This window comes from Hymenobacter convexus (assembly GCF_030580955.1).
Taxonomy (GTDB): domain Bacteria; phylum Bacteroidota; class Bacteroidia; order Cytophagales; family Hymenobacteraceae; genus Hymenobacter.
In genome coordinates this window covers 280,463-303,943 of sequence record NZ_JAUQON010000005.1, presented here as the reverse complement: position 1 = coordinate 303,943, position 23,481 = coordinate 280,463, and the positions used below count along the sequence as shown (strand labels likewise).

At 66.3% G+C, this 23,481-nt stretch carries 18 protein-coding genes; 13 read left to right on the top strand and 5 right to left on the bottom strand.

The window, feature by feature from the left end; all coding sequences use genetic code 11:
• Positions 1 to 2: 2 nt before the first annotated feature.
• Genes Q4S41_RS13015 through Q4S41_RS13005 form a run of 3 tightly spaced genes read right to left on the bottom strand, consistent with a single transcriptional unit; the run spans position 3 to position 3,057 of the window.
• Positions 3 to 686: an ABC transporter ATP-binding protein gene (locus Q4S41_RS13015; RefSeq protein ID WP_305031554.1), complete on the bottom strand. Its 684-nt coding sequence runs from the start codon at positions 684 to 686 to the stop codon at positions 3 to 5.
• A gap of 14 nt (positions 687 to 700) precedes the next feature.
• Positions 701 to 1,960, bottom strand: a complete 1,260-nt coding sequence (locus Q4S41_RS13010) for an ABC transporter permease (RefSeq protein WP_305031553.1) — start codon at positions 1,958 to 1,960, stop codon at positions 701 to 703.
• On the bottom strand, positions 1,957 to 3,057 hold the full coding sequence (locus Q4S41_RS13005) for an efflux RND transporter periplasmic adaptor subunit (RefSeq protein WP_305031552.1): 1,101 nt from the start codon (positions 3,055 to 3,057) through the stop codon (positions 1,957 to 1,959). Before Q4S41_RS13005 ends, Q4S41_RS13010 begins: the two co-directional genes overlap by 4 nt.
• Before the next feature lie 257 nt (positions 3,058 to 3,314).
• Between Q4S41_RS13005 and Q4S41_RS13000 the strand changes: the two genes are divergently transcribed.
• Positions 3,315 to 3,608, top strand: a complete 294-nt coding sequence (locus Q4S41_RS13000; RefSeq protein ID WP_305031551.1) for a hypothetical protein — start codon at positions 3,315 to 3,317, stop codon at positions 3,606 to 3,608.
• Positions 3,609 to 3,798: 190 nt separating this feature from the next.
• Positions 3,799 to 5,817 carry a cation:proton antiporter gene (locus Q4S41_RS12995; protein ID WP_305031550.1) on the top strand — a complete coding sequence of 673 codons (2,019 nt, stop codon included), beginning with the start codon at positions 3,799 to 3,801 and terminating at the stop codon, positions 5,815 to 5,817.
• Positions 5,818 to 5,822: 5 nt separating this feature from the next.
• Here the strand turns inward: Q4S41_RS12995 and Q4S41_RS12990 are convergent, their stop codons facing one another.
• Entirely contained in the window at positions 5,823 to 6,701 is an 879-nt protein-coding gene (locus tag Q4S41_RS12990; RefSeq protein WP_305031549.1) for a bestrophin-like domain, read from the bottom strand.
• Positions 6,702 to 7,137: 436 nt separating this feature from the next.
• On the opposite strand from Q4S41_RS12990, the gene Q4S41_RS12985 reads away from it, so the two are divergent.
• The gene (locus tag Q4S41_RS12985; RefSeq protein WP_305031548.1) at positions 7,138 to 9,411 is read left to right on the top strand and encodes a PAS domain-containing hybrid sensor histidine kinase/response regulator; all 2,274 of its coding nucleotides are present in this window, start codon (positions 7,138 to 7,140) and stop codon (positions 9,409 to 9,411) included.
• On the opposite strand, the gene Q4S41_RS12980 is transcribed toward Q4S41_RS12985, so the two are convergent.
• The gene (locus Q4S41_RS12980) at positions 9,389 to 10,141 is read right to left on the bottom strand and encodes a LytR/AlgR family response regulator transcription factor (protein ID WP_305031547.1); all 753 of its coding nucleotides are present in this window, start codon (positions 10,139 to 10,141) and stop codon (positions 9,389 to 9,391) included. The genes Q4S41_RS12985 and Q4S41_RS12980 overlap by 23 nt on opposite strands.
• Before the next feature lie 488 nt (positions 10,142 to 10,629).
• Between Q4S41_RS12980 and Q4S41_RS12975 the strand changes: the two genes are divergently transcribed.
• From Q4S41_RS12975 to Q4S41_RS12930, 10 genes are all read left to right on the top strand, one after another.
• A complete protein-coding gene (locus tag Q4S41_RS12975; RefSeq protein ID WP_305031546.1) occupies positions 10,630 to 11,415 on the top strand; it encodes a polysaccharide biosynthesis/export family protein in 786 nt (261 codons plus the stop codon).
• A 21-nt stretch (positions 11,416 to 11,436) separates the two neighbouring features.
• Positions 11,437 to 13,830, top strand: coding sequence for a polysaccharide biosynthesis tyrosine autokinase (locus tag Q4S41_RS12970; RefSeq protein ID WP_305031545.1), 2,394 nt, complete (start codon positions 11,437 to 11,439; stop codon positions 13,828 to 13,830).
• Between the two features lie 15 nt (positions 13,831 to 13,845).
• The gene (locus tag Q4S41_RS12965; protein WP_305031544.1) at positions 13,846 to 15,432 is read left to right on the top strand and encodes a lipopolysaccharide biosynthesis protein; all 1,587 of its coding nucleotides are present in this window, start codon (positions 13,846 to 13,848) and stop codon (positions 15,430 to 15,432) included.
• Positions 15,429 to 16,628 carry a glycosyltransferase family 4 protein gene (locus Q4S41_RS12960; RefSeq protein ID WP_305031543.1) on the top strand — a complete coding sequence of 400 codons (1,200 nt, stop codon included), beginning with the start codon at positions 15,429 to 15,431 and terminating at the stop codon, positions 16,626 to 16,628. Before Q4S41_RS12965 ends, Q4S41_RS12960 begins: the two co-directional genes overlap by 4 nt.
• A gap of 16 nt (positions 16,629 to 16,644) precedes the next feature.
• Positions 16,645 to 18,030 (top strand): O-antigen ligase family protein, encoded by a 1,386-nt coding sequence (locus tag Q4S41_RS12955; protein ID WP_305031542.1) that lies wholly within the window; start codon positions 16,645 to 16,647, stop codon positions 18,028 to 18,030.
• Positions 18,031 to 18,042: 12 nt separating this feature from the next.
• Positions 18,043 to 19,296: a glycosyltransferase family 4 protein gene (locus Q4S41_RS12950; protein WP_305031541.1), complete on the top strand. Its 1,254-nt coding sequence runs from the start codon at positions 18,043 to 18,045 to the stop codon at positions 19,294 to 19,296.
• Positions 19,265 to 20,302 carry a nucleotide-diphospho-sugar transferase gene (locus Q4S41_RS12945; protein WP_305031540.1) on the top strand — a complete coding sequence of 346 codons (1,038 nt, stop codon included), beginning with the start codon at positions 19,265 to 19,267 and terminating at the stop codon, positions 20,300 to 20,302. The genes Q4S41_RS12950 and Q4S41_RS12945 overlap by 32 nt, the downstream gene beginning before the upstream one ends.
• Positions 20,299 to 21,573 (top strand): glycosyltransferase family 4 protein, encoded by a 1,275-nt coding sequence (locus Q4S41_RS12940; protein WP_305031539.1) that lies wholly within the window; start codon positions 20,299 to 20,301, stop codon positions 21,571 to 21,573. Before Q4S41_RS12945 ends, Q4S41_RS12940 begins: the two co-directional genes overlap by 4 nt.
• 40 nt (positions 21,574 to 21,613) lie before the next feature.
• On the top strand, positions 21,614 to 22,453 hold the full coding sequence (locus Q4S41_RS12935; RefSeq protein ID WP_305031538.1) for a glycosyltransferase family 2 protein: 840 nt from the start codon (positions 21,614 to 21,616) through the stop codon (positions 22,451 to 22,453).
• 74 nt (positions 22,454 to 22,527) lie between these two features.
• Entirely contained in the window at positions 22,528 to 23,427 is a 900-nt protein-coding gene (locus Q4S41_RS12930) for a hypothetical protein (protein WP_305031537.1), read from the top strand.
• The last annotated feature ends 54 nt before the right edge of the window (positions 23,428 to 23,481 follow it).

Sequence of the window (23,481 nt, the reverse complement as noted above, 5' to 3'; positions counted from 1 at the left end):
GCTCAGCCCCCGTTGAGGATGCGCCCGTCTTCCATTTCAATGATGCGGTGGGTTTTGGCGGCGAATTCAGGGTCGTGCGTCACGATGAGCAGGGCCTGGTGGTAGGTTTCGGCCAGCTCCTTGAAAATGTCGAACACGATTTCGCCGTTTTTTTTGTCGAGGTTGCCGGTGGGCTCGTCGCCCATGAGGATGAGCGGGTCGTTGATGAGGGCGCGGGCAATGGCCACGCGCTGCTTCTGGCCGCCCGAGAGCTGGTTGGGCTTCTTGAGCGCCTCGCCTTCGATGCCCAGGAGTTGAAGCTTTTCGTAGGCGCGGTGCTCGATTTCCTGGGTCGACAATTTTGCCAGCTTTTCGCCGGGCAGCATCACGTTGCGCAGCACCGAAAACTCGTTCAGCAGGTAGTGAAACTGGAACACGAAGCCGATTTGGGCGTTGCGCACGCGGGCCAGCTCGGCTTCTTTTTTGCCGCGCATGGGCACGCCGTCAATTAGCAGTTCGCCCTCGTAGGTCGTGTCCATGGTGGAGAGGATGTAGAGCAGCGTCGATTTGCCGCAGCCCGACTTGCCCACCACGGCCGCAAACTCGCCCCGGCCCAGCGCAAACGTGAGACCGTGCAGCACCTGCACCCGCACGGGGTCGTCGAAGTACTTGATAAGCTGGCGGGCTTCGAGCGCGGGCGTGTCCATGTTACGGGTTCGTCTTATTTGCCTCGGATGATGACGACCGGGTCAATCTGGCTGGCCTTGCGGGCCGGAAAAAATCCCGCCAAATACGTGGTAACGAGCGAAAACACCCCGCCAATCACATAAAAAAGCGGGTCGAAATTGACCGGGTAGTAGTGCACCGTGGGCAGCGAGGCCGGGTGAAACGGCACCCGCGCAATGAGCGCCGAGAGGCCGAACCCGCACAGCAGCCCGACCCCGCCGCCCGACAGCCCAATTGCCAGCGCCACCGCCACGAACAGCCGCCGCACATCGCTCCCTGAGAAGCCCACCGCCTTAAGGATGGCAATAGTGTCCATCTTCTCGTAAATCATCATGTTCAGGATGTTAAATATTCCAAAGCCCGCCACCGTGAGCAGCGTGATGCCCACGGCGTAGGAAATGAGCGTGCGGATGAACGTGCCGGTTTCGAACTCCGAATTGGCCGTCTGAATGTCGATGGCCTGCACCTCGTAGCGCTGCGCATACTCCCGGGCGAGCCGGGGCGCCAGCGTGAAATCGTAGAGCTTCACCTGCACGTCGGTGATGTAGTTGTTGGCCTCGCCTAGCAGCTTCTGGGCGGTGGCCAGGGAGGTGTAGCTCTGCACTTTATCGATGTCGAGCAGGCCCGACTGAAACAGGCCGACCACCTTGAGCTGCACGCGGTTGCCCTTCACGGTAGTCACCTGCACCACGTCGCCCACGTTCACCAGCATGATGTCGGCGGCGGCTTTGCCGAGGATGATGCTGTTGGCCACGGTTTTGAGGCTGAGCGGGTTGCCGGCCACCACGTAGTCGCCGAAAGCAAAAAGCCGGTCTTCCTCCTCGGCCTCGATGCCGCTGATGGTGCCGGTGAGGTTGATGGTGCCCACGTTGTAGAACACTTGAGCCTGGGTTTTGGGCGACACGCCGCGCACCCGCGGGTCGTGGCGCAGCGCCGCGATGATGGCCGCCACGTTGTGAATGCGCGGCAGCTCGTCGCTGGGCTTGATGGAGCGAATGAAATTGTGCTGCTTACGCCCCGCCGTGTAGCGGTCCACGGGCTGCTGCGGGGCGGGTTTTACTTCGTTGTAGAGGCGGACGTGGGGCGTGCGGTTGAGCACCAACCCATCCAGCAGCTGGTTGAGGCCCGACATGAAGCTGAGCAGCGCAATGAACATGGTGATGCTGAACGTGACCCCGACGGCCGCCACCAGCGTCTGCCGCCAGCGGGCCAGCAGCAGCGACAGGGCCACATCGTAGAGCAGGGGCAGTTTCATTTCGCACGGGCCGTGAGTTCGTCGGCGGGCGTGAGGCCCGCCAGGACTTCCACCATCTGGTAATCGCGCAGGCCGGATTTCACCCGCGCCAGCTTGCCGTCGCTTTTCCGCACCGTGGAGTCGTCCACCAGCAGGCGGCGCGGAATGAGCAGGGCCCGGGGCTTGGTTTGCAGCACAATGTTGGCCTCGAAGCTCACGAACGGGTAGAGCACCGGCGGCTGGCGCACGAAGGTCGCATCGACCTCAAACGTGCGGCTGCCGGTCCTCATCATGGGCGAAATCCTCGTCACGCGCGCCGTAAACACCTGCCCTTTGTAGCTGTCCAGCGTGACCAGCACTTGCTGGCCGGGCCGCACCCGCACGATGTCGGACTCGTCGACCTGCATTTCGAGCACGAAGTGGCGGGCGTCGCCCAGCAGCGCCAGCGGCGTTTGGGGCGTCACGGCCTCGCCCTTCTCACGGTAGAGCTGGTAGACGAGGCCGTTGATTTTGCTGCGCACCACGAAGTCGGCGGCTTGCGTGCGGGCAATCTGGAGGTTTTTGCGCGCCTGCGCGGCGGCGAAATCCAGCTGCTTTTTGAGCGTCTGGTAGCTCAGCACAGCCGATTCGTAGGCCGTTTTGGAGGCGGCGTAGGCCAGTTCCTTTTGTTCTAGGGTGAGCTTGGTGCCGATGGTTTGCTGCCAGAGCTGGCGCTGGCGCGTGAGCTGCAGCAGGTCGTTCTGCATGGTGCGGCGTTGCAGGGCAATGCGCTCGCGCGCTTCCTGCAGCTGGCTTTGGTTGGCGGCCACGGCGGCGTAGCGGGCGGCCAGGGCGGCGTTTTCCTGGTTGAGGCGCGGCACGTCGCTGGCAATGGAGAGCAGCGGCGCGCCCACCCGCAACGAGTCGCCCTCGCGCACAAAAACCGCCTGAATAACGCCGCTGCCGGTGGCAAAGGCCTGGTACTGCTGCCCGCTTTTGACGGTGCCGGCCGCGTACACCGACTCCGAAATGGCCGACCAGACGGGCTTCACCCGCTCTTCCTTATCGCCGCAGCTGGCCAGGAATGCCAGCAGCAGCACAGCGGGCCGGCAAGGCATCGGGTACTGGGTGACTTTCATGGGCGAGCATGCGGCTACTGGCCCCACTGGGGCGCCGGGTTTTCGGGGCAATTTCGGCCGGGGCCGCGCCGCAAAACATGAGCTTAATCAACTGAAATTTCGATTGTTGTCATGGGCCAAGATTGTAATCAGCCTTGCACCTGATTGTGCTCATGTTCGGCGCCGGCCGCATTTTCTATTTTTGACAAGCTGCCTGCGGATGGCCCCAGCGTCATGGATTGGCGGGTTTCCTTCTCACCCTTCACCCCCAACTTCCCATGAAAAACGCCATGCACCAACTACAGCTTAAGCTGGCCGAGGACATTCAGGCCAACCTGAGCGGGCTCAATGCCAAGTACGCCCGCCGGCTCGAAAAGCCGCTGGTGAACACCGTGCGCAAGCTCAGCCGCAAATTCACCAAGCTGCTGGATAAGTACAGCAAGACGCGCAACCGCAAGGCCACCCGCGCGGCAGCCAAATTCCTGGTGAAACGGCTGCGCAAATCCTTTCAGAAGCTCGGCAAAGCCGCGCTGTCCACGGCCACCAACCGAAGAACCCTGAGCCCGGCGTAGCCGGGCTCCGTACCGCAGGCTACATCTATGATTATGCTACATATATGATTATACTGTGTACGTGCATTTTATAGGCTGTTGGTTACCGCTTTGCCCCCCGGAAGCGGCGTGATTGAAATATCCGGCAATGGTCTGCCCTACAACCTTGTGGGTGCGGCAAGCAATGGCGCGCCCCTCAATGCTGCGCGCCATGAACTACTCCCTGCTTTACGATTTACTGGTTATCCTGCTCCTGTCGGTGGGCGTCACACTGCTGTTCAACCGCATCAAGCTGCCCAGCATCATCGGGTTTCTGGTGACGGGCATGCTGGCCGGGCCCTACGCGCTGGGCTTGGTGAAGCTGCCCGCCAAGGTGGACAACGTGGCCGAGATGGGCGTTATCATGCTCATGTTCACCATCGGGCTGGAGTTTTCGGTGCAAAGCCTGGGCCGCATCAAGCGGGCCGTTTTTCTGGGCGGCACCTTGCAGGTGGGCCTCACGGTGGCGGCCGTGGCGGTGCTGGGCGTGGCGGCGGGCAATACGTTCAGCTCGTCGGTGTTCTGGGGGTTTCTGCTGTCGCTGAGCAGCACGGCCATTGTGCTCCGGCTCATGCAGGAGCGCATGGAAGTGGAGTCGGTGCACGGGCAGATTGTGCTGGCCATCCTGCTGTTTCAGGATTTGGCGGTGGTGCCCATGATGCTGCTCATTCCGCTGCTCAGCGGGCAGGCCAGCGGCAACCCCGCGCTGGCCCTGGTCCTGATGGGCGCAAAAATCCTGGGTGTGGTGGCCGTGGTCGGCCTCGGGGTGCGCTACCTCATGCCCAAGGTGCTGCTGGCCGTGGCCCGCACCCGCAGCCGCGAGCTGTTTCTGCTCACCATCATCGGCACGTGCCTGGGCGTGGCCGTGCTCACCCAGCAAGCGGGGTTGTCGCTGGCGCTGGGCGCGTTTCTGGCCGGCCTCATCATCTCCGAATCGGAGTACAGCTACGAGGCCGTGAGCAGCGTGCTGCCGTTTCGGGAGGTGTTTGCCAGCTTCTTTTTCGTGTCCATCGGCATGCTCTTCGATGTGCACGTGCTGCTGGCCCACCCGGTTGAAATCGTGCTGCTCACCGTCGGGGTTATTTTGCTTAAAATGCTGCTCACGCCGGTGGCCACGGCCTTTTTGCGGGCGCCTGTGAACGAAGTGCTGCTCACCGGCATGGCCCTGGCGCAGGTGGGCGAGTTTGCCTTTGTGCTTTCGCGGGCCGGCTTGCAGGCCGGTCTCATCAAGCCCGACAGCTACCAGATTTTCCTGGCCATTTCGGTGCTCACCATGTGCGCCACGCCCGGCGTGCTGGCCCTGGCCCGGCCCGTGGTGGGCTGGGTGATGCGCCTGCCCTGGCCCCTGGAGCTGGAGCAGCGCCTGCACGTGAGCCCCAAGCCCCCCACCCCGGCCCTGGCCGTGGAAGCGCCGCCCCTCACCGACCACCTCGTCGTTGTGGGGTACGGCCTGAACGGGCGCAACCTGGTGCGGGCCGCCAAATTTGCCCACCTCCCCCACATCATCCTCGAAGCCGACGCCGACAAGGTGCACCGGGGCCTGAAGCGCGGCGAGCGCATCATCTACGGCGACGTGACCCACGAGCACGTGCTCGAGCACCTGGGCGTGGCCCGGGCCCGGGTCGTGGTCGTGGCCATTTCCGACCCTTCCGCCTCGCTCCGGGCCGTGGCGGCCATCCGGCGGCTCAATCCGCTGGTATGCATTCTGGTGCGCAGCCTGTATGTATACGAGCGCAAAAGCCTCTACCACGTAGGCGCGACCGAGGTCATTGCCCAGGAGCAGGAAACCTCCATGGAGGTGCTGGCGCACGTGCTGGCGCGGTTTCTGGTGCCGCTTGCCGACATCGAGGAGGTTATCGGCGAGCTGCGCCACGGCAGCCACGCCATGCTGCGGCCCCACTCGCTGAGCAGTGCCGCCTGGTCGAGCATTCACGTCGGGCTGAGCGGGGCCGAGGTGGCCACCGTTCCCGTCGAGGCCGACCCGCACACCTGCCTGGCCGGCGAGCAGCTGTCGGAAGTGGAACTGCGGCGCTTGGGGCTCTGCCTGCTGGGCATCCGGCGCGCGGGCGCCATGCTGGAATCCATTACCACCGACACCGAAATCGAGCTGCACGACACGCTGTACGTGTTCGGCAAGCCCGACAAGGTCAAGCAGCTCATGGGAAAAATTCAGGTGATGGAAGCCGCCTGAGCCGGCTAAAACAACCGCAGCTGCTCGACCAGGATTTCCTGCACGTCGGTGGGGCGGATGATGCCGCGCCGGGGCCGGTCGAGGTCCAGCGTGATGAACACCACCAGCGCCACCAGCAGGTGAAAAGTGCCCACGGCCAGCCAGTCGAACCGGGCGCGGTTGGCGCTCACGTAGCCCGAGAAAAACGCCGTGGTGAGGGCGATGATGAACAGCATGTACACCACGGCATCGGGCACGTGGGCGCGCAGCGAGGCCTGCCGGGCTATGCCGGTGGCCGTCACCTCGTCCAGGGCGTCCACCATTTTGTCGGTGGCCATGTCGTAGCGCCGGTCTGCCGACAGCCGCACCACGCGGTGCCACACCTCATGCAGGGCCGTATCGGCGCGCACCAGCGTGCCCTTGATTATTACGGAATCATACGGCGCTTTGCCGAAGGCAATGCGCGCCTCCAGGTAGCGGTGCAGTTCGCGCCGGAACCCGGCGCGCTCGGGCTCGGGGTACAAATCAGCCCGCAGCACGGCTGTGCGGAAGCTCGCGGCCAGCGCCACCAGGGCATCGCGCCGCACCTGAAACCGGTCGGAAGCCATCGAAAACGAGAAGGCCAGCAGCAGGCCCTGCAGGGCCAGCAGCGAGGCCACGGCCACCGACTGTTCGTTGGTGCTGGTGGCGTAGGGCTTGCGGCGGCGCCCCTCCCACAGCCCGGCCCAGGTGAAGAGCAGCAGCAGGCCGAAGAGAAGGAACACCAGCAGGCGCGAGTCGGTGCGGTACAGCAGCGAATATTCGCTCATCAGTTCCCGGCTTAAATGGCCCATGCTCGCCCGGCCGACCAACAACAAGCCGCCGGGCTGGCCGGGCAAAACCAGTGGGTCAATGAACGGCATCATGGGGTTTCCGGCAGGTGCTTCACGCCGTGAATATCCGGGCCACGCCGGCCCCGGGAATTGAGGAAAATCAAGTAGTCAACTGTTCGTTATCATGGCACGGTGATTAAAATCACCCGGGCAGCTGATTATACTCAGTGGGCCGGGTTGCTGCAGGGGCTCACATTTGCACACGGCCCGTGACTCCCGGCCGGACTTCCGGTGTATTTACAGCAGCAGAACCGGAAGCAAATGGAGCGAAAGAAAAGAAATATTATATAATTAATATATTTATAAATAAATTTGTATGGTTCAGGCTGGGTCGTAGTTTCTGCGGCGAAGCCATCGGCTGAGCGGCTTCTCTGAGCACCCTCAGCCGGTAGCTGCGGTAGCCAATATCACGGATTGGCCGCAGGCAATGCGTTCAGCCCAAGCGCTTCATTTTCCAGCCAACCTCCGCATGTTCGACACCACCCTAGATTCGTCGGTAATTGAGGCCGTTCCGGCTGTTCGGCCGCCTGGCCCGGATGTTCCGGGGGCCATCCTCGCCCATAGCCCACACCCGGTGCTGTGCTTCGACGCACGCGGGCAGCTGCAGTACGCCAACCCGGCCGCTGCCCGTGTGCAACGGGCGTTTCGGGAAAGCACGGCCGCCTTGTGGCAGGCCCTGTGCGACACCGCCGAATGGCTGCAAGTGCAGCCAGCGGGCGAGCCGGCGGTGCTGGAAGCCGACGGGCACTGCTGGCAGGTGACCAGCGCCACTGTTCCGAACGAGGGCCTCGTGCTTTTTTACCTCACCGACGTAACGGCCTGGCGCACCACCGAGCAGCAGCTGCGCCACCAGCAGGAATTCCGGCAGCTCATGCTCGACACCAGCTCGGCGCTTTTCACCGTGTACGACACGGCCGACCGGCCCGTTTTTTACAACCGGGCGGTGCGCGAGCTGCTGCAGCACCTGCAGAAGTACGACGGGCCGGCCCACCTCGACCCCGCCACCCCCGCCTACGCCGAACGCCGCCGGCGCGTCGAAATCAACGAGCAAGTGCGCAGAACCAACGGCGAGGTGCGGCAGGAAATGTCGCTGACCCTGGACTCGGGCGAACAGCGCTGGTACCAGACCGTGCGCTGCCCCCTGCACAACCCCGACGGCACGGTGTTCGTGCTGGGCGTGGGCACCGACATCACCGACCTGAAGCGCAGCCAGCAGCAGGCCGAGGCCAGCGCCCGGGCCCGGGAGGCTTTTCTGGCCAACATCAGCCACGAGGTGCGCACGCCCATCCACGGCATGCTGGGGCTGGCGGCCCAGCTCGGCAAAACCGACCTGACCGACCGACAGCAGCACTTATTGACCAGCATTTGCGCGGCCGGCGCGCACCTCACCGGCCTGCTCAACGATGTGCTGGACCTGAGCCGTCTCAACAGCGGCGCCGTCGAGCTCGAAGCCGTGCCGTTCGAACTGAGCGCCTCGGTGGAAGCGGTGCTGGGGCCGCTGGCGGCCCAGGCGCGGGAAAAAGGACTGCGGTTTCGGGGGGCCACGGCGGAGCGGCCGTTTCCGCGGTTCTGGGTACTGGGCGACCCGCTCCGCCTCAACCAGATTCTCATCAACCTGGTCAGCAACGCCCTCAAGTTTACGCCCCGGGGGGGCATCCGCGTAAGCTGCCGGGTGCTGGCCGAAACCGACACCGACCTGCGCGTGCGGTTTCGGGTGGCCGACACGGGCATTGGCATTGCCCCGGGCATGCTCACCAGCGTGTTCGACGACTTCACCCAGGCCAACGCCGGCACCAGCCGCCAGTACGGCGGCGCGGGCCTGGGCCTGAGCATCAGCCGCAACCTGGCCCGCCAGATGGGCGGCGAGCTGACTGTGCGCAGCCGGCTGGGCCAGGGCAGCTGCTTCACGCTGGAGCTGCCGCTGCCCAAAGCCCCGGCCGGCGCCCGGCCGGCGCCAACGGAGGTGCCCATCGCCCCGGAACGCCTGGCGGGCCTGCGGGTGCTGCTGGTGGACGACAACGAGATGAACCGCGAAGTCACGCGCCTGACCCTGGCTGATTGGGCCCTGGTGCCCACCGAAGCGGCCAACGGGGCGGAGGCCTTGCAGCTGCTGGCCGAACAGGACTTCGACGTGGTGCTGCTCGACATCCAGATGCCGGGCTTGAACGGGCTGAAGGCGGTGCAGCGGCTGCGCGCCCTGCCCCACCCGGCGCGGGCCCGCACGCCGGTCATCGCCTTCACGGCCGCTGCGCTGCCCCACAATGCCGGTTATTACCGGGAGCAGGGCATCATCGGCCAGCTGGCCAAGCCCTTCACCGAAGCCGATTTATACCGGCAGCTCCTGGCGTTGCCCCGGCCGGCGCGCCCGTATAGCCTAGCCGGCCTGCAGCAGTTTGCAAAAGGCAACCAAACGCTGGTTGGCCAGCTCGTTGCGTCGTTTTTGAACACCGCCCCCACGGTTCTCGACCGGCTGGGGGCCGCGGCGGCGGCCGGCGACTGGCTGACGGCCGCCCGGCAGGTGCATCACCTGCAGTTCAACCTGCATACCCTGGAAGTAACCGGCATCGAAGCCTGCGCCGCCACCTTGCTGCAACCCTTGCATCATGGCCCGCCAGACGGTCCGGCACCGGACCCGGCCCTTCTCAGGGCAGCGGCCCTCGAATTTACGACCGTCGTGGAAGGCGTGGTGCAGGCCCTGCGCCGCGACGCGGCCGCTGGCCCTACAAGCTCCGAATCGAGTTAAACAGCGTTTCCTGATAGGACTTGGCCAAGGGCACTTCGTAGGGCCCCACCACCAGCGTATTGTCTTCGATGCTGTCGATGAGGCGGGTGTTGACGATGTAGGAGCGGTGCACGCGCTGGAAATGCGCAAACGGCAGCCGCTCGGCCAGCTGCTTGAGGGTGGCGTGCACGATGTACTTGTGGTTGGCCATCACCAGCACCGAGTACATCGACATGGCTTCGATGTAGAGCACGTCGTCGAAGTTGAGCTTGACCAGCCGGTTGTTGACCTTCACGAATAGCTCCGACCAATTATCGAGCGTCCCGTTTTGGGCGGCCACGGGCAACGCGGCGGCAGCGGCCTGCGTCAGCGCGGCCCGCCGGCGGCGCACGGCCACGTCGATGGCCTGCCGGAACCGGGCGTAATCCAGCGGTTTCACCAGGTAGTCGGTGACGTGCAGCTCAAAAGCCTCCAGCGCGAAGCCGCGGTGTGTGGTGACGAGGATGATTTCCGGCTGCGGCGTGGGCAGCAGCGGGATGAGGGCCAGGCCGGTGAGCTCGGGCATTTCGATGTCGAGCAGCAGAATGTCGACCGGCGGCTGGGTTTGCAGGAAGTGCAGCGCCTGCACGCCGTCGGGCAGGCTGGCCACCAGCGCCAGCGACTCGGTGAGGCCGACCAGGTGCGCCAGCATGAGGCGGCTGGCTTCGTTGTCATCAACAATCAGGCAGCGGAGGGGTGCGGATTCAGCCATGGTGCTTAATGATGAATTCGGCAGAGAAAGCGGACAATTGCTTCAGTAGCAGGCGCCAGCGGGCAGGGACGAAATGTAGGATATATTTTTCGCATAACACTAAGGACAAGACTATTAGCCTACTGTTTTCTCAAGCGACAAAGCCAAGCATTAAGCCGGCTAAGTGGTTAGCGCAGTGCGACGTTGGGCGGCGCCTGCCAATGCTGAGCCGCCGCAAAAGCGCGGTAGCGAAATGCTTGCGGTGCCGAGTTCGGGCAATGCAATTGGGGCCTTCGTGGGCAATAAGCTACTTCCCGTTGCGGCGCGCAAGTGAGTATCCTCAATTTGGAAATTGATGCTCCTCATTTCGACGGCTGGGACCGGCGGCGAGTTTTGTCAGACCCATCCCACCGGCCTCGTTTTGCGGCATTTGCGCAGGTACGGCAGCCTGTGAGCAGCCCGCCACGAAGCCGCGGCGGGCCTCCCGACCCATCCTTTTTCGTCTCCCCATGCCGTCACTTCCCTCCTTCTGCCTGCGGTGGCTGCTGCCCGGCCTGGTGCTGCTGAGCAGTTGCGTGGCCCAGCGGCAGCTGCCCTACCTGCAAAGCCCCGGCTACTCCACGGCCACGGCCACGGCCGTGGCCAACGCGCGGCCCAGCTACCGCATTCAGCCCAACGACGTGCTGTCCATCCGGGTGCAGAGCCCGCAGCCGGAGTTCAACGAGTTGTTCAACGTGACCGATGCCCGAACCGCCATGTTCGGCAGCGACCCCGGCACTATGTTCTTGAGCGGCTACTCGGTGGGCGAAGACGGGCAGATTACCCTGCCCACGGTGGGCGCGCTCAAAGTGGTGGGGCTGGACGTGCCGGCCGTGCAGGCGCTGGTGCAGCAGCGCGTGGGCAGCTTCGTGCGCGGGGCCAACGTGGTGGTGAAGCTGCTGAGCTTCAAGCTGACGGTGCTGGGCGAGGTACGCAGCCCCGGCCGCTACTTCGTGTACAACGGCCAGGCCAGCGTGCTCGAAGGCCTGGGCCTGGCCGGCGACCTCACCGAATACGGCAACCGCCAGAACGTCAAGCTCATTCGCCAGACGCCCACCGGCGCGCAGGTGGTGCTGCTCGACCTCACCGACCCCGCCCTGCTCGCCTCGCCATATTACTACCTGCTGCCCAACGACGCCTTGTACGTGGAGCCCCTGAAGGCCCGCGCCGCCCGCGCCAACGCCGGCAACCTCGGCCTGGCTTTCGCGGGCGTGTCGGCCATCGTGCTGTTGCTCAGCTTTCTGAAATCCAACTAATAGAGGAGCCTCACCATCCCTATGAAAACTCCTCCCGAACCGGCCGCCGACGAACTGGATTTGAGCCGGCTGTTTTTCAAGCTGCGGCGGCGCTGGCCGCTGTTTGTGGGCGCGCTGATGCTGGCCGGGGCCCTGGCCTACGTGTATTTGCAGCTCACGCCGCCCGTGTATGGGCTGCGGGCCACCGTGCTGCTCGGCGACCAGGCCACGGGCTCGAAGCGGGCCCAGGAGCTGCTGCAGATTCTGGAAGTGCACGACAAGGGCCTGAAGATGGAAGACGAAATCGGCCTCATCACCTCGGCGGGCACCGTGCGCCAGGCCGTGCGCCGCCTGCCCTACGCCGTGGCCTACTTCCGCGAGCCCGCCACCTGGCTGAACCGCCTGCGGCCCGTGCAGCGGCGCGAGCAGCCCGCCGACGCCATGCCCTTCCGGGTGCTGCCCAACCTGGCCGCGCCCCAGCTCACCGATGTGCGCATTTACGTGAGCCCGGCCGGGGCCGGCCGCTACCGCCTGCGGGCCACCGCGGCCCGCGCCCACCTCGCCGACCTGCCCACCGGCCAGCCGGTGCGCGAGGTCTGGAACGTGCAGCTCGATACCATTGTCGCCGCCGGCGACACCCTGCGCCACCCGCTGCTGCAGCTGGCGGTGCAGCCCGTGCCGGGCGTGCCGTTTGAGGCCGGCACCGGGCGCTACTGCTTCACACTGAGCGACGTGGACGGGGCCGCCGGCCGCTACGCCAACGGCCTGGCCGTGCGCCCCATCGACCACGACTCGCGCATTGTGGAGCTGCGCCTGAAAAACAGCGTGCCCGCGCAAGGCCAGGCTTTCCTCGACACGCTGATGGCCGTGTACATCGCCGCCGACCTGCGCGCCAAAAACCAGACCGGCCGCAAAAGCCTGGCTTTTCTCGATGAGGAGATTGAGAAGCTGGCCCGCACGCGCCACCAGGCGGCGGGCGCGCTTTCCACGTTTCGGGCCTCGCGGGGCGTGGTGGACGTGCAGGCGCAGTCCTCGTCGGATATTGGCCGGCTGGCCGACCTGGAAGCCGCCCGGGCCCGCGCCGCCACCACCCGGCGCTACTGCGAAAGCATGCTGGCCTACCTGCAGGCCAACCGCGGCGGCGGCCAGATGGCCTCGCCCAGCAGCGCGGGCATCGACGACGGCGTGCTCAACAGCCTCATTCTGCAGCTCAACGAGCTGAACAGCCGCCGCGCCGCCCTTAGCGTGAACGGCAGCGACGCCAACCCCCTCCTGGTGGTGACGGACGAGCGCATTCGGAGCACCAAAGAGGCCCTGATGCAGACCCTGGCCAACATGAGCCGCAACGCCGGCATTGGCCTGCGCGACCTGGACGCCCAGCTGGCCCGGGTGCGCGGCCAAATCAGCCGCATGCCCGAAGACGAGCGCCAGCTGGCCTCGCTAAAGGGCGAAAGCGACTTCAACGAAAAGAACTACAGCTTCCTGGTGGAGAAGCGCAACGAGGCGGCCCTGGCTCTGGCCACCAACACCACCGACAAGCGCGTGGTGGACCGCGCCCAGCTCATCAGCACCGGGCCGGAATCGCCCAACCCGAAGCTGGTGGCCCTGATTGCGCTGCTGGCCGGGCTGCTGCTGCCTACTGGCCTGGTGCTGCTGCTCGACAAGGCCAACCAGACCGTGCAGGGCCAGGACGACCTGGCGCGCATCACCAGCATTCCGGTGCTGGGCGTGGTGGCCCACGGCTCCGGGGCCGACACCAAAGACCTGGCCCACCGCAACCGCGGGGCCATTGCCGAGTCGTTCCGCTCTATTCGGGTGAACCTGCAGTACCTCACGAGTGGGCCCGATAAGAAGGTGCTGGGCGTGACCTCCACGGTGCCCGGCGAGGGCAAAACCTTCTGCGCCGTGAACCTGGCCACCGAGCTGGCCCACTCGGGCCGCCGCGTGGTGCTGGTGGAAACCGACCTGCGGCGGCCCACCGTGGCCGGCTACTTCCCGCTGGCGGCCGGCAGCGCCCGGCACGGGCTGGCCGGCTACCTCGGCGAGGAAAGCACGCTGGACGAATGCCGCCGCTTCAGCGGCGTGCCGGGGCTCGACCTCATCACCTGCGGCGCGGTGCCGGACCGGCCCACGCAGCTGCTCGAAAACCCGCGCATGGCCACGCTGATGCGGTTGCTGCGGGCCGAGTACGACTACGTGGTGCTCGACACGCCGCCGGTGGGCTTCGTGGCCGAGTTCTTCGTGCTGATGCAGTACCTCGACGCCACGGTGTACGTGGTGCGTCACAACTACACCGACCGCGACCTGGTGAGCCGCATCAACGAGCTCTACCAGGACGAGAAAATCCGGCAGGTGTACCTGCTCATCAACGACGTGCGCTTTGCCGGCAGCTACGAGTACCGCCACCAGCGCAACGCCTACAGCTACTATAAATAACGCCCCCGCTCCCGCATGGCTTCCGCGAAAAACCTGACTACTTCCACGCTGCACAGCATCAGCTGGAGCACGGCCGCCACGGTGGTGATGGCCGTGCTCCAGCTGGGCTACACCGGCGTGATGGCCCGGCTGCTCACGCCAGCGGCCTTCGGGCTGGTGGCGCTGGCGGGCGTGGTCATCCGCTTCGGCACCTACTTTTCGCAGATTGGGCTGGAGCACGCCCTGGTGCAAAAGCCCGACATGAGCGAGGAAGACGTGCGGGCGGCCTTCACCTCGGCGGCGCTGCTGGGCGGGGTGTGCGCGCTGGCGCTGGCCGTGGGCGCCCCGCTGGCCCGGCTGGTGTTCGACGAGCCGGCCGTGGTGCCGCTGGTGCGCCTCATGGGGCTGGGACTTTTATTTAACGGGCTGTCGGCCACCGCGCTGAGCATTTTGCGCCGCCGCATGGCCTTCCGCACCCTAGCCATCATCGAAACCGCCGCCTATGTGTTGGCTTATGGCGGGCTGGGCATCGGCATGGCTTGGGGCGGCTGGGGCGTGTGGAGCCTGGTGGTGGCCAACCTAGCCCAGGGCCTGCTGGTGGCGCTGCTGGCCTACGCCGTGACGCGGCACAGCCTGCGGCTGTATTTCCGGTGGGCCCACTACCGGCCGCTGCTGGCCTACGGCACGCGCATCACCTTCACCAGCTTCATCGAATTCATCACCAGCTCGCTCGATACGCTGCTGATTGGGCGGCTGCTGGGCGCGGCCATGCTCGGCATCTACAACCGGGCCTCGATGCTGATAACCTTGCCCTTGTATCTGCTCACGCGCAGCGTGTCGCGGGTCATTTTCCCAGCCTTCAGCCAGGTGCAGGCCGACCGGGCCAAGCTGGGCGGCGTGTATCTGGGCAGCATCACGCTGGTGGCGGCGGGCATTCTGCCGCTGGGCGCGGGCGTGGCAGTGGCCGCGCCGGTGCTGGTGCGCGCCGTGCTGGGGCCGGGCTGGGAAGCCGCCGTGCCGGTGCTGCGCATTCTGTGCGCCGCCGTACCGCTGAGCCTCATTACCATGTTTGCGGGCATCGTGTGCGATGCCCGGGCGGCCCTGCCGGCCAAAATCAACGCCAACCTGCTGGCTCTTTGCAGCTTGATACTATTCTTCTTTTTTCTACGCAGCTACGGTCTGGCGGGCTTCGCCAGCGCTCTGGTTTTGAATGAGCTGGTGCGCACGGTCTTGTTCCTCCGGCTGATGCACCGCGAACTGGCCCTGCCCTACCCGCGCCTGTTGGCGGCCTACGGGCCGGGCCTGTTCCACGCGCTGGCGTTGGGCGCCTTGCTGGGCCTGCTGCATTGGGTTTTGAAGCCGCTGGTCTGGCCCGCCCCCGCCGCCCTCACCCTACTGATGCTGGCGGGCGCCCTGGGCTTGGGTGCGCTGATGTTATTGCGGCCCCGCCCGGCGCTGCGCGAGGAATTGCGCCGCTTCCTGGGGCGGCTGCGGCCGGGCAATGCGGCCAGCACCGGGGCCCGCTTCCTGGCCGGCTACCTGCGGTTTTTGGAGCGGCAGGCGCCGCTTAACTCATCATACACGCCCGGCTTTGGGCCGCAGCCTTCGCCGCTTCAGCCATGAACATTCTGCTGGTTTCGTTTTTGAAGCCCGACGCGCCCTCCGGGGTGCGGGTGCACTACGTGCGGTTGGCCGAGCAGCTGCGCCAGCGCGGCCATCGCGTGGACGTGGTGACGCCCGCTACCCTCACCGGGCCGCGGCGGCACCTGGTGGCGGGGCTGCGCCACCTGCTGCGGCGGCTGGGGCCGGTGCCCCGCGCGCTGGCCACCACAGTTGCCTATTATCTGCACATTCGCTGGGGAATTGACGCTTCCCGTCATTACGATGCAGTAAATGCCCAGGACCTGGGCAGCGGCCTGGCCGCCCGCCACGCCCTCGGCAACCGGGTGCCAGTGGTGGTAACGGGCCACTTCAACGCCCACCCCGCCGCCGACGAGCTGCGCCAGAAGCCGCGCGGCCCCGCGGCGGCGCGGGCCATTGAGCGCTGGTACGCCTACCTGCTGGCGCGCACCTGCTACTTCATTGGCGTGTCGCGCTTTGGCCTGGAGGCGGTACGGGCCGCCCTGCCGTCCCATTGCGAATGCCGCGTGGTGCCCAACGGCATCGACCTGGCCGCTGGACGCGCCGCCACACCCGACGCCGAGTTGCGCCAGCGCGCCGCCGGCCGCCACGTGCTGCTCAACATTGGCCAGCTCGAAAGCCGCAAAAACCAGCTGCTGCTGGTGCGGGCCGCCCACGCCCTGCGCCAGTTTCGGCAGGATTTTGTAGTGGGCCTGGTGGGCAAGGGCGAAGACGAACTAATGCTGCGCCGGCACATTGCCGAGCTGGGGCTGGACGACGTGGTGCTGCTGCTGGGCTACCACGAACACGAGCAGGTGCTGCCGCTGCTACGCGCCGCCGAACTCTATGTGCACGTGGCCACCCACGAAACCTTCGGGCTGGTGCTGGTGGAGGCCATGGCGGCCGGCGTGCCCGCGCTGGCCCTGGGCGTGGGCGGCGTGCCCGAGGTGCTGCACGCTACCCCGGCGTCGCTGCTGCCACCCGACATTACCCCGACTGGCCTGGCCGGCGTGCTGCACAGCTGGCTGAACGCGCCGGCCCTGCGCCGGCAGCTCAGCCGCGAGCAGGCCGCCTATGCCGCCGCCCACTTCGACGTGCGCCAGATGGTGGACGCCACCCTGAGCTTCTACGAGCACGCGCGGCGGCACTTCCGGGCCCCGCACGCGGCCGTGCCCGAACTCGTGCTTACCACGCTTTAACGTGCCACTGCGCCCCATGAAACTCAACCTGCGCTTTCTGTACCTGCTGCCGCTGCTGGCGGTGCTGTTCACGAATCCGGCCTTCAACGCCTTCTTTTTTGGGAAGGCCGACCAGGCCGGGCTGGGGCTGCGCTACGAGTACGCCCTGACGGCGCTGGCGCTGCTGGCGGCGGTGCGCTACTACGAGTACTTCCAGCCGGTGGTGCGGGTGTGGCTGGGGGTGCTGCTGGCCAGCATGGCGGGGCTGGGACTGGAGTCGTACGCCCTGTGGCACTCCTGGGCCAAGTATCCGCACGTGTTCAGCAAGCTCACGGCGCTGCTGCCGCTGTTTGGCATGTACGCGGTTTATCGGCGCTTACCGCCGCCGCCCTACCGGCAGCTGGCGGGGCTGATGCTGGTGACGCTGCTGCTGAGCCTGGTCGTCGTTTACCCGGAGGCGCTGTCGCTGGGCTCGTTTCTGGAAACGGAGCGGGGATTCAGCGTCACCTCGGCCTACCTGCTGCTGCCGGTGGCGCTGCTCTGCCTCAACTTCTATATCTGCTCCAACAACCTTGTTTACGGGCTGGCTTGCCTGCTGTGCGTGGCGCTGATAGTGTTTTTGCAGCACCGCACGGTGTGGGTGTGCACCACTTTGGCGCTGGTTATCGACCTGGGTTTGCTGGCCTTGCGGGTGCCGCGGGCGCGGGCCTGGGGCACGCGGCTGGCGGTGCTGGGGGCGCTGGGCCTCGGGCTGGGGCTGGCCAGCGGCCTGGCCGTGGTGCTCGACAACCCCGACGTGGTGCAGAAGCTGGCCAAAAGCATCAGCGACATCGAGCACCCCACCACGCAGGGCACCGGCACCTTCCGCATGCAGCAGTACGAGGCCTACCTGCCGCTGGTGCGCGAGCGGCCCATCGCCGGCTGGCGGCTGCAGGGCTTCGAGGTGCCCGTGCAGTTCTACAGCGACGACTCGGGCAAGCAGGTGTGGCCCGATTTCACCGGCCACCACTTCCACAGCTTGTACCTCGACCGGCTGTTTTACTTCGGCGGGCTGGGGGTGCTGCTGGTGCTGCTGGTGCCGGTGCTGCTGCTGGGCCGCTGCCTGCTCAGTTTCGCGCCCCTCGACGAGGGCCCGGCGGCGCTGCTGGCGTTTGTGGCCACGTTTCCGGTGTTCGGGCTTTCCTACGACTGGCCCAACTACGCCTACGGCTTCATTGGCATGCTGCTGGCCATCACCAGCAAGCCCGCGCCGGCGGTGGCCGAGCGGCGGCCAGCGAGGCGGACATTGCCGAAGACCAAGCCAGTGGCGGCCCTTGAATCTCCTGTTTTTCAATGCGCTGACCTTCTCGCCGCGCACCCGCCGCTGGTCGGGGCCGCGCCTTGGCGCACGGCGCGCTGGCTCGGTTTTTCCCTTCGCTTTTAATCCCTCTCGGCCATGAAAATCCTATGGCTTGCGGCCTACCCTTCGCCGCGCATCACCCGCGAACACCCCGTGCCCTGGATAGTGACGCTGGCCGACCTGCTCAGCCGCCACCCGCGGGTGCAGCTCACCATCCTGAGCTGGAACACCCGCCAGGAGCGACCGGTGGAGGAGCTCGACCACGAAGGCATTCATTTCATTTACCTGCGCACCCCGTCGTTCAGGCAGGATATTCTGACGCTTTATCAGCAGCGCATCAGCATTACGGCCAACTACTTGCGGCAGCACGCGCACCGCTACGACCTGCTGCACCTGCACGGCTCGGAGCTGCAGTTTCCGGCCGCTGCCGCCGGGCTCGACATGCCGCTGCTGCTTTCGGTGCAGGGGTTGGTATCGGAGTGCGTGAAGCACGTGCCGGGGCTGCTCTCGTGGCGCAAGGTGCAGTGGACGCTGGCCGGCTACTACGAGCGCAAGTACCTGCCGCGCATCCCCAACTTCTCGTGCCGCACGCACTGGGACGCCGCCCACATGGCCCGTTTCAACCCCAAAGCGCACATCTTCCACAACTGGGAGCCGCTGCGTGAGCCGTTTTTCCGGGCCGCACAGCAGCCCCGCGCCACTCCCGCCGACGGCCGGCCCGTGCTACTGTTCATGGGGGGCTCGCAGGTGATGAAGGGCTACCAGGAAACCTTGGCGGCCTTCGACATCCTTCGCCAAACCACCGACTTCAAGCTGGTGATTGCCGGCGGCCACTACCCCAACGAGGTGGCCGATGCCTACCGCCGCTACCCGCTGCGCCACCTGCGCCCCGATGACGTGGAGTACCGCGGCTACCAGAACGCCGAGCAGCTGGCCCGGCTCTGCCGCGAGGCCGAATGCCTCCTCCACCCGTCCTACATCGACAACAGTCCCAACAGCGTGTGCGAGGCCCAGGTAGCCGGCCTGCCCGTGGTGGCCACCAACGTGGGCGGCGTGAGTTCCCTCATCGAAGACGGCGAAACCGGCCTCTTCGCCGAGTTGTCGCCCGAAAGCCTGGCCGCCCAAGTGCTGCGCCTGCACCACGACCCGGACCTGCGCGCCCGCCTGGCCGCCCAGGCCCAGGCCGTGGCCCTAAGCCGCCACGACCCCGCCACGGTGGTCGGCCGCACCTATGAAATCTATCAGGCCGTGCGCTACGGCGTGGAAGTCAGCCCGCTGCCCAACATTCCTTTTATCCACTCTGCAAGCCTTACAAACCATGGTACCCTCGCCCCAACTCCCGCCTGCTGAAAAGACGTCTGCGCGCCCCGTTTGCGAAACGCCGGTGCTGTTTCTGGTTTTCAACCGCCCCGATGCCACCGCCCGGGTGCTGGAACGCCTGATGGTGGCCGGGGTGCGCCGCCTCTACGTGGCCGCCGACGGCGCCCGCCCCGACCACCCCACCGACGAGGCCCGCTGCGCCCAGGTGCGGGCCGTGGTGATGCAGACCACCGCCCGCTGGAACTGCGAAGTGCACACGTTTTTTCGCGTCAACAACGTGGGGTGCAGCACCGCCGTGTCGGAGGCCATCAACTGGTTTTTCACCCACGAGCCCGAGGGCATCATCGTGGAAGACGACTGCCTGCCCACGCCCGACTTCTTCCCGTTTTGCGCCGAGCTGCTGGCCCGCTACCGCCACGACACCCGCGTGATGCACATCGGGGGCAATAATTTTGGGGCCGACGCCGGCGCCGCGCTGGGCCCGAAGGCCGATTCCTACTACTTCTCGCAGCAGGTGCACACCTGGGGCTGGGCTACCTGGCGCCGCGCCTGGCAGCTCTACGACCTCAACCTGCGGGCCCTGCCCACCCTGGCCGGCCAGGGCCGGCTGCGCGGCAGCTTCAGCAGCCAGCTCGAAAGCCAGTATTTTCTGCGCAAGTTCTGGGAGCTGTACCACGGCCCGCGGCCCTTCACCACCTGGGACTACCAGTGGCACTTTGCGCGGGCGGCCCACGCCGGCCTCACCATCATGCCCAGCGTGAACATGGTCACCAACATCGGGTTTGGCCACGAGGAAGCCACCCACACCCAGGACGCCGCCGACCCCCACGCCGCCCTGCCCACCGGCCGGCTGCACTGGCCGCTGCGCCACCCCGGCCGGGTGCTCAACGACCGCCCGCGCGACCGGCAGCAGTTCCGCGCGTTTTTGGGCGGGCGGCTGCGGGCCAAGCTGCAGGGCCTGCTGAGCGCCCCCCGCCCGGCCAAGGCCACCATGTCCACCTCGTCCTTCGTCACTGTCGAAGCTGCTTCGAAATGAAAATCCTGCTTTCGGCTTATGCCTGCGACCCCACCCACGGCGGCGAAGGCGGCAATGGGTTCAACTGGGCGTGGGAAATGGCCAGCCTCGGCCACGAGGTGTGGTGCCTCACCACGCCCTGGGGCCAGGCCGCCATTCGGGCCGAAATGCGCGCCCGCGCCGCCAACCCCACCACCGGGCGCCTGCACTTTCTGTTTGTGAAGGTGCCGGGCTGGGTGGAATTCCTGTACCGCTGGCAATTTGGGGTGTACCTGCACTACATGGTGTGGCAGTACGAAGCCTGGCGGGTGGCGCGGCCCCTCGACCAGCGCGTGTGCTTCGATTTGGTGCACCACGTCACCTTCGGCAGCCTGCAGTTTGCCTCCTGGCTGTGGCGGCTGGGCCGGCCGCTGATTTTTGGGCCCGTGGGCGGCGGGCAGCGGGCCCCCTCGCTGCTGCGCTGCTACCTGCCCGATTGGTTCAAGACCGAAACCCTGCGCAACCTGGTGAGCTGGCTGCTGGTCACCTTCGACCCCAACGTGCGCCAGACCCTGCGCCACGCCGCCCTGGTATTTGCGGCCAACCGCGAAACCGCCCAGCTGGCCTGGCAATTGGGCGCCCGCCACGTGGAGCTGGCCATGAGCACGGCCCTGCCCCTGAGCTTTTTCCCCGACGAATACCCCGTGCGCGAGCCTCTGGCCGGCCGCGAGCTGCGCATCCTGTGGCTGGCCCGGCTGTTTCCGCGCAAGGGCCTGCACCTGGTGCTGGAGGCCCTTGGACAGGTGCACCCGCGGGTGAAGTTTCACCTCAACATCTACGGCGACGGGCCGGTGGCCCCGCTGCTGCCCGGCTGGATAGAAGCCGCCGGCCTGCAGGACCGCGTGACCTGGCACGGCAACGCGCCCTACGCCACCGTGCGCTCGGCCTTCCTGGCCCACGACCTGTTCATGCTCTGCAGCTTGCGCGACAGCTACGCCGCGCAGTACCTGGAATCGATGGCCATGGGCCTGCCCATTCTGACGCTGGACCACCACGGCGCCACCGATTTCATTCCCAACGAGGGCGGGGTGAAGGTGCCGGTGCAGTCGCCCGAGGCCACGGCCGCCGCCCTGGCCCGCGCCGTGGAGCACCTCTACGACCACCCCGCCGAGCTGGAAAACCTCGGCCGGGCCAGCTATGCCTACGCCCGCGAGCAAAGCTGGCCGGCGCTGGTGGCCCGCCTGCTGCTGCGTGCCGCCGAGGCCGCCCACGTGCTGTCGGACCTGGTACCGGTGCCCGCCGGGGCCGGGTAACTATTGATAATCAGCATTCCACTACTCCTAATCTACAGCTATGCTTTACGTTGTCATTCCCGTTTTCAACCGCTGGTCCTTCACGCAGGCCTGCCTGCAGTCGCTGCGGCAGCAAACGGTGCAGGACTTCCAGGTCGTTGTCGTCGATGATGGCTCGACCGACGGCACGGGCGAGCACCTGGCCCGCGAGTTTCCGGGGGTGCAGGTGCTGCCCGGCAGCGGTCAGCTCTTCTGGACGGCGGCCGTCAACCTGGGCATTCGCCACGCGCTGGCCCAGGGCGCCGACCGCATCATGACCCTCAACAACGACGTGGTGGCCCCGCCCGATTTCATTGAAAACGCCCTGCGCTGGGCCCGGCGCTACCCCAGCGCCCTGCTGGGGCCGGTGGAGCTGGACGCGGCCACCGGCCAGACCGTGTTTGGGGGCGAAACCTTCAATTTCCTGACGCACCAGCGCCACAGCCTGCTCCCCGCCCTGCCGCCCGAAGACCGGTGCGGGCTACACCCCGTCACCTACCTGCCCGGCCGCGGCCTGCTGATTCCGGCCGCGGTACTGCTCTCGCAGGGGCTGTTTGATGAGCGCCGCCTGCCCCACTACCTGGCCGACTACGACTTCACCAGCCAGGCCCGGCGGGCCGGGTTCCCGGTGTTCGTGAACTACGACACCCACCTGCTCACCTACCCCGACGACAGCGGCCAGGTCGAAACCCGGCGGCACCGCAGCCTGCGCGGCTACTACCAGCACCTGTTCGGCATTCGCGGCGGCGGCAACCTGGTCAATTTCACCCATTTCGCACTTAAAAACGCCCCGCTTTTTTTCCTGCCGTTCTTCCTGCTCAACGGCTATACGCGCCGCCTGCTGGGCTACTTTGTGCACTAAGCAGGTCAGTCAGCAGTAGTCCGTCCAATGGCCTGTTCACGTTGGCCCACAGCCCCATAGCCTCTACCCTCTTCATGGTCATTCTGGTAAAACGATTCGGGCAGCTGGGCAACCGGCTGTTTCTCTTTGCCCACCTCGTGGCCAACGCCGCCGAGTATGGCTACGCCGTGGCCAACCCCAGCTTTGCGGCCTACGCCCGGTTTTTCGTGGCTCCTTCCACCGATGACTTCGGCCCGTTGCCGGTGCGCCTGGCCATGCTGCCCCACCGGCGCCTGACCCGTATGCTGGAGCGCCTGCTGGGCCTGGTGCAACGGCCGCGGGTGTTTCGGTGGCTGGCCGCGCTGGGCCGCTGGCTGCCGGGACGGGCGCTGCTCCCGCAGCTGCTCTACCTCGACGACCGCGCCAACACCTTCGACCTGCGCTCGGCGCCCTACCTGGCGGCCGTGCGGCAGCGCACGGTGCTGCTGCACGGCTGGTGCTTCCGCGACCGGCCCAGCTTTGCGCGGCACGCCGGCCTTATCCGCCGGCTGTTTGCGCTGGTGCCGCCTCACCGCGCGGCGGTGGCGGCCGTGCTGGCCCGCTGCCGTGCCACCGCTGATGTGCTGGTGGGCGTGCACATCCGGCGCGGCGACTACGCCACCTTTGCCAACGGGCAGTACTTCTACAGCCCCGCCGTATATGCCGGCCAAATGCGTGCCCTGCAGGCGCAGTTTGCGCCCGGCCAGCGCGTGGAGTTTCTGCTGTGCTCCGATGAGGACCTGGACCTGGCCGACTTTGCCGGCCTGGCCGTGCACCGCGGCAGCGGGCATTTCGTGGAAGACCTGTACGCCTTGGCCGGCTGCGACTATTTGCTGGGGCCGCCCAGCTCCTACTCCATGTGGGCGTCGTTTTACGGCGAGGTACCGCTGTGCCACCTGCACCAGGCCGACCAGCGGGTGCGGCTGGCCGATTTTGCGGTTTTCCTCGACCAGTGAATGGGGCGCGGCAAGCTGCTCTGCATCAGGCCGCTCGCGCAGAACAGTTTTGAA

What these genes read in the sequence shown, in the direction of transcription:
- Q4S41_RS12930 (WP_305031537.1), top strand. Translation starts at nt 22,528, where the DNA reads ATGGTCATTCTGGTAAAACGATTCGGGCAGCTGGGCAACCGGCTGTTT.
- Q4S41_RS12975 (WP_305031546.1), top strand. Translation starts at nt 10,630, where the DNA reads ATGCCGTCACTTCCCTCCTTCTGCCTGCGGTGGCTGCTGCCCGGCCTG.
- Q4S41_RS12985 (WP_305031548.1), top strand. Translation starts at nt 7,138, where the DNA reads ATGTTCGACACCACCCTAGATTCGTCGGTAATTGAGGCCGTTCCGGCT.
- Q4S41_RS12980 (WP_305031547.1), bottom strand. Translation starts at nt 10,141, where the DNA reads ATGGCTGAATCCGCACCCCTCCGCTGCCTGATTGTTGATGACAACGAA.
- Q4S41_RS12990 (WP_305031549.1), bottom strand. Translation starts at nt 6,701, where the DNA reads ATGATGCCGTTCATTGACCCACTGGTTTTGCCCGGCCAGCCCGGCGGC.
- Q4S41_RS13015 (WP_305031554.1), bottom strand. Translation starts at nt 686, where the DNA reads ATGGACACGCCCGCGCTCGAAGCCCGCCAGCTTATCAAGTACTTCGAC.
- Q4S41_RS12940 (WP_305031539.1), top strand. Translation starts at nt 20,299, where the DNA reads ATGAAAATCCTGCTTTCGGCTTATGCCTGCGACCCCACCCACGGCGGC.
- Q4S41_RS12955 (WP_305031542.1), top strand. Translation starts at nt 16,645, where the DNA reads ATGAAACTCAACCTGCGCTTTCTGTACCTGCTGCCGCTGCTGGCGGTG.
- Q4S41_RS12935 (WP_305031538.1), top strand. Translation starts at nt 21,614, where the DNA reads ATGCTTTACGTTGTCATTCCCGTTTTCAACCGCTGGTCCTTCACGCAG.
- Q4S41_RS12995 (WP_305031550.1), top strand. Translation starts at nt 3,799, where the DNA reads ATGAACTACTCCCTGCTTTACGATTTACTGGTTATCCTGCTCCTGTCG.
- Q4S41_RS12950 (WP_305031541.1), top strand. Translation starts at nt 18,043, where the DNA reads ATGAAAATCCTATGGCTTGCGGCCTACCCTTCGCCGCGCATCACCCGC.
- Q4S41_RS12965 (WP_305031544.1), top strand. Translation starts at nt 13,846, where the DNA reads ATGGCTTCCGCGAAAAACCTGACTACTTCCACGCTGCACAGCATCAGC.
- Q4S41_RS12945 (WP_305031540.1), top strand. Translation starts at nt 19,265, where the DNA reads ATGGTACCCTCGCCCCAACTCCCGCCTGCTGAAAAGACGTCTGCGCGC.
- Q4S41_RS13005 (WP_305031552.1), bottom strand. Translation starts at nt 3,057, where the DNA reads ATGAAAGTCACCCAGTACCCGATGCCTTGCCGGCCCGCTGTGCTGCTG.
- Q4S41_RS13000 (WP_305031551.1), top strand. Translation starts at nt 3,315, where the DNA reads ATGAAAAACGCCATGCACCAACTACAGCTTAAGCTGGCCGAGGACATT.
- Q4S41_RS12960 (WP_305031543.1), top strand. Translation starts at nt 15,429, where the DNA reads ATGAACATTCTGCTGGTTTCGTTTTTGAAGCCCGACGCGCCCTCCGGG.
- Q4S41_RS12970 (WP_305031545.1), top strand. Translation starts at nt 11,437, where the DNA reads ATGAAAACTCCTCCCGAACCGGCCGCCGACGAACTGGATTTGAGCCGG.
- Q4S41_RS13010 (WP_305031553.1), bottom strand. Translation starts at nt 1,960, where the DNA reads ATGAAACTGCCCCTGCTCTACGATGTGGCCCTGTCGCTGCTGCTGGCC.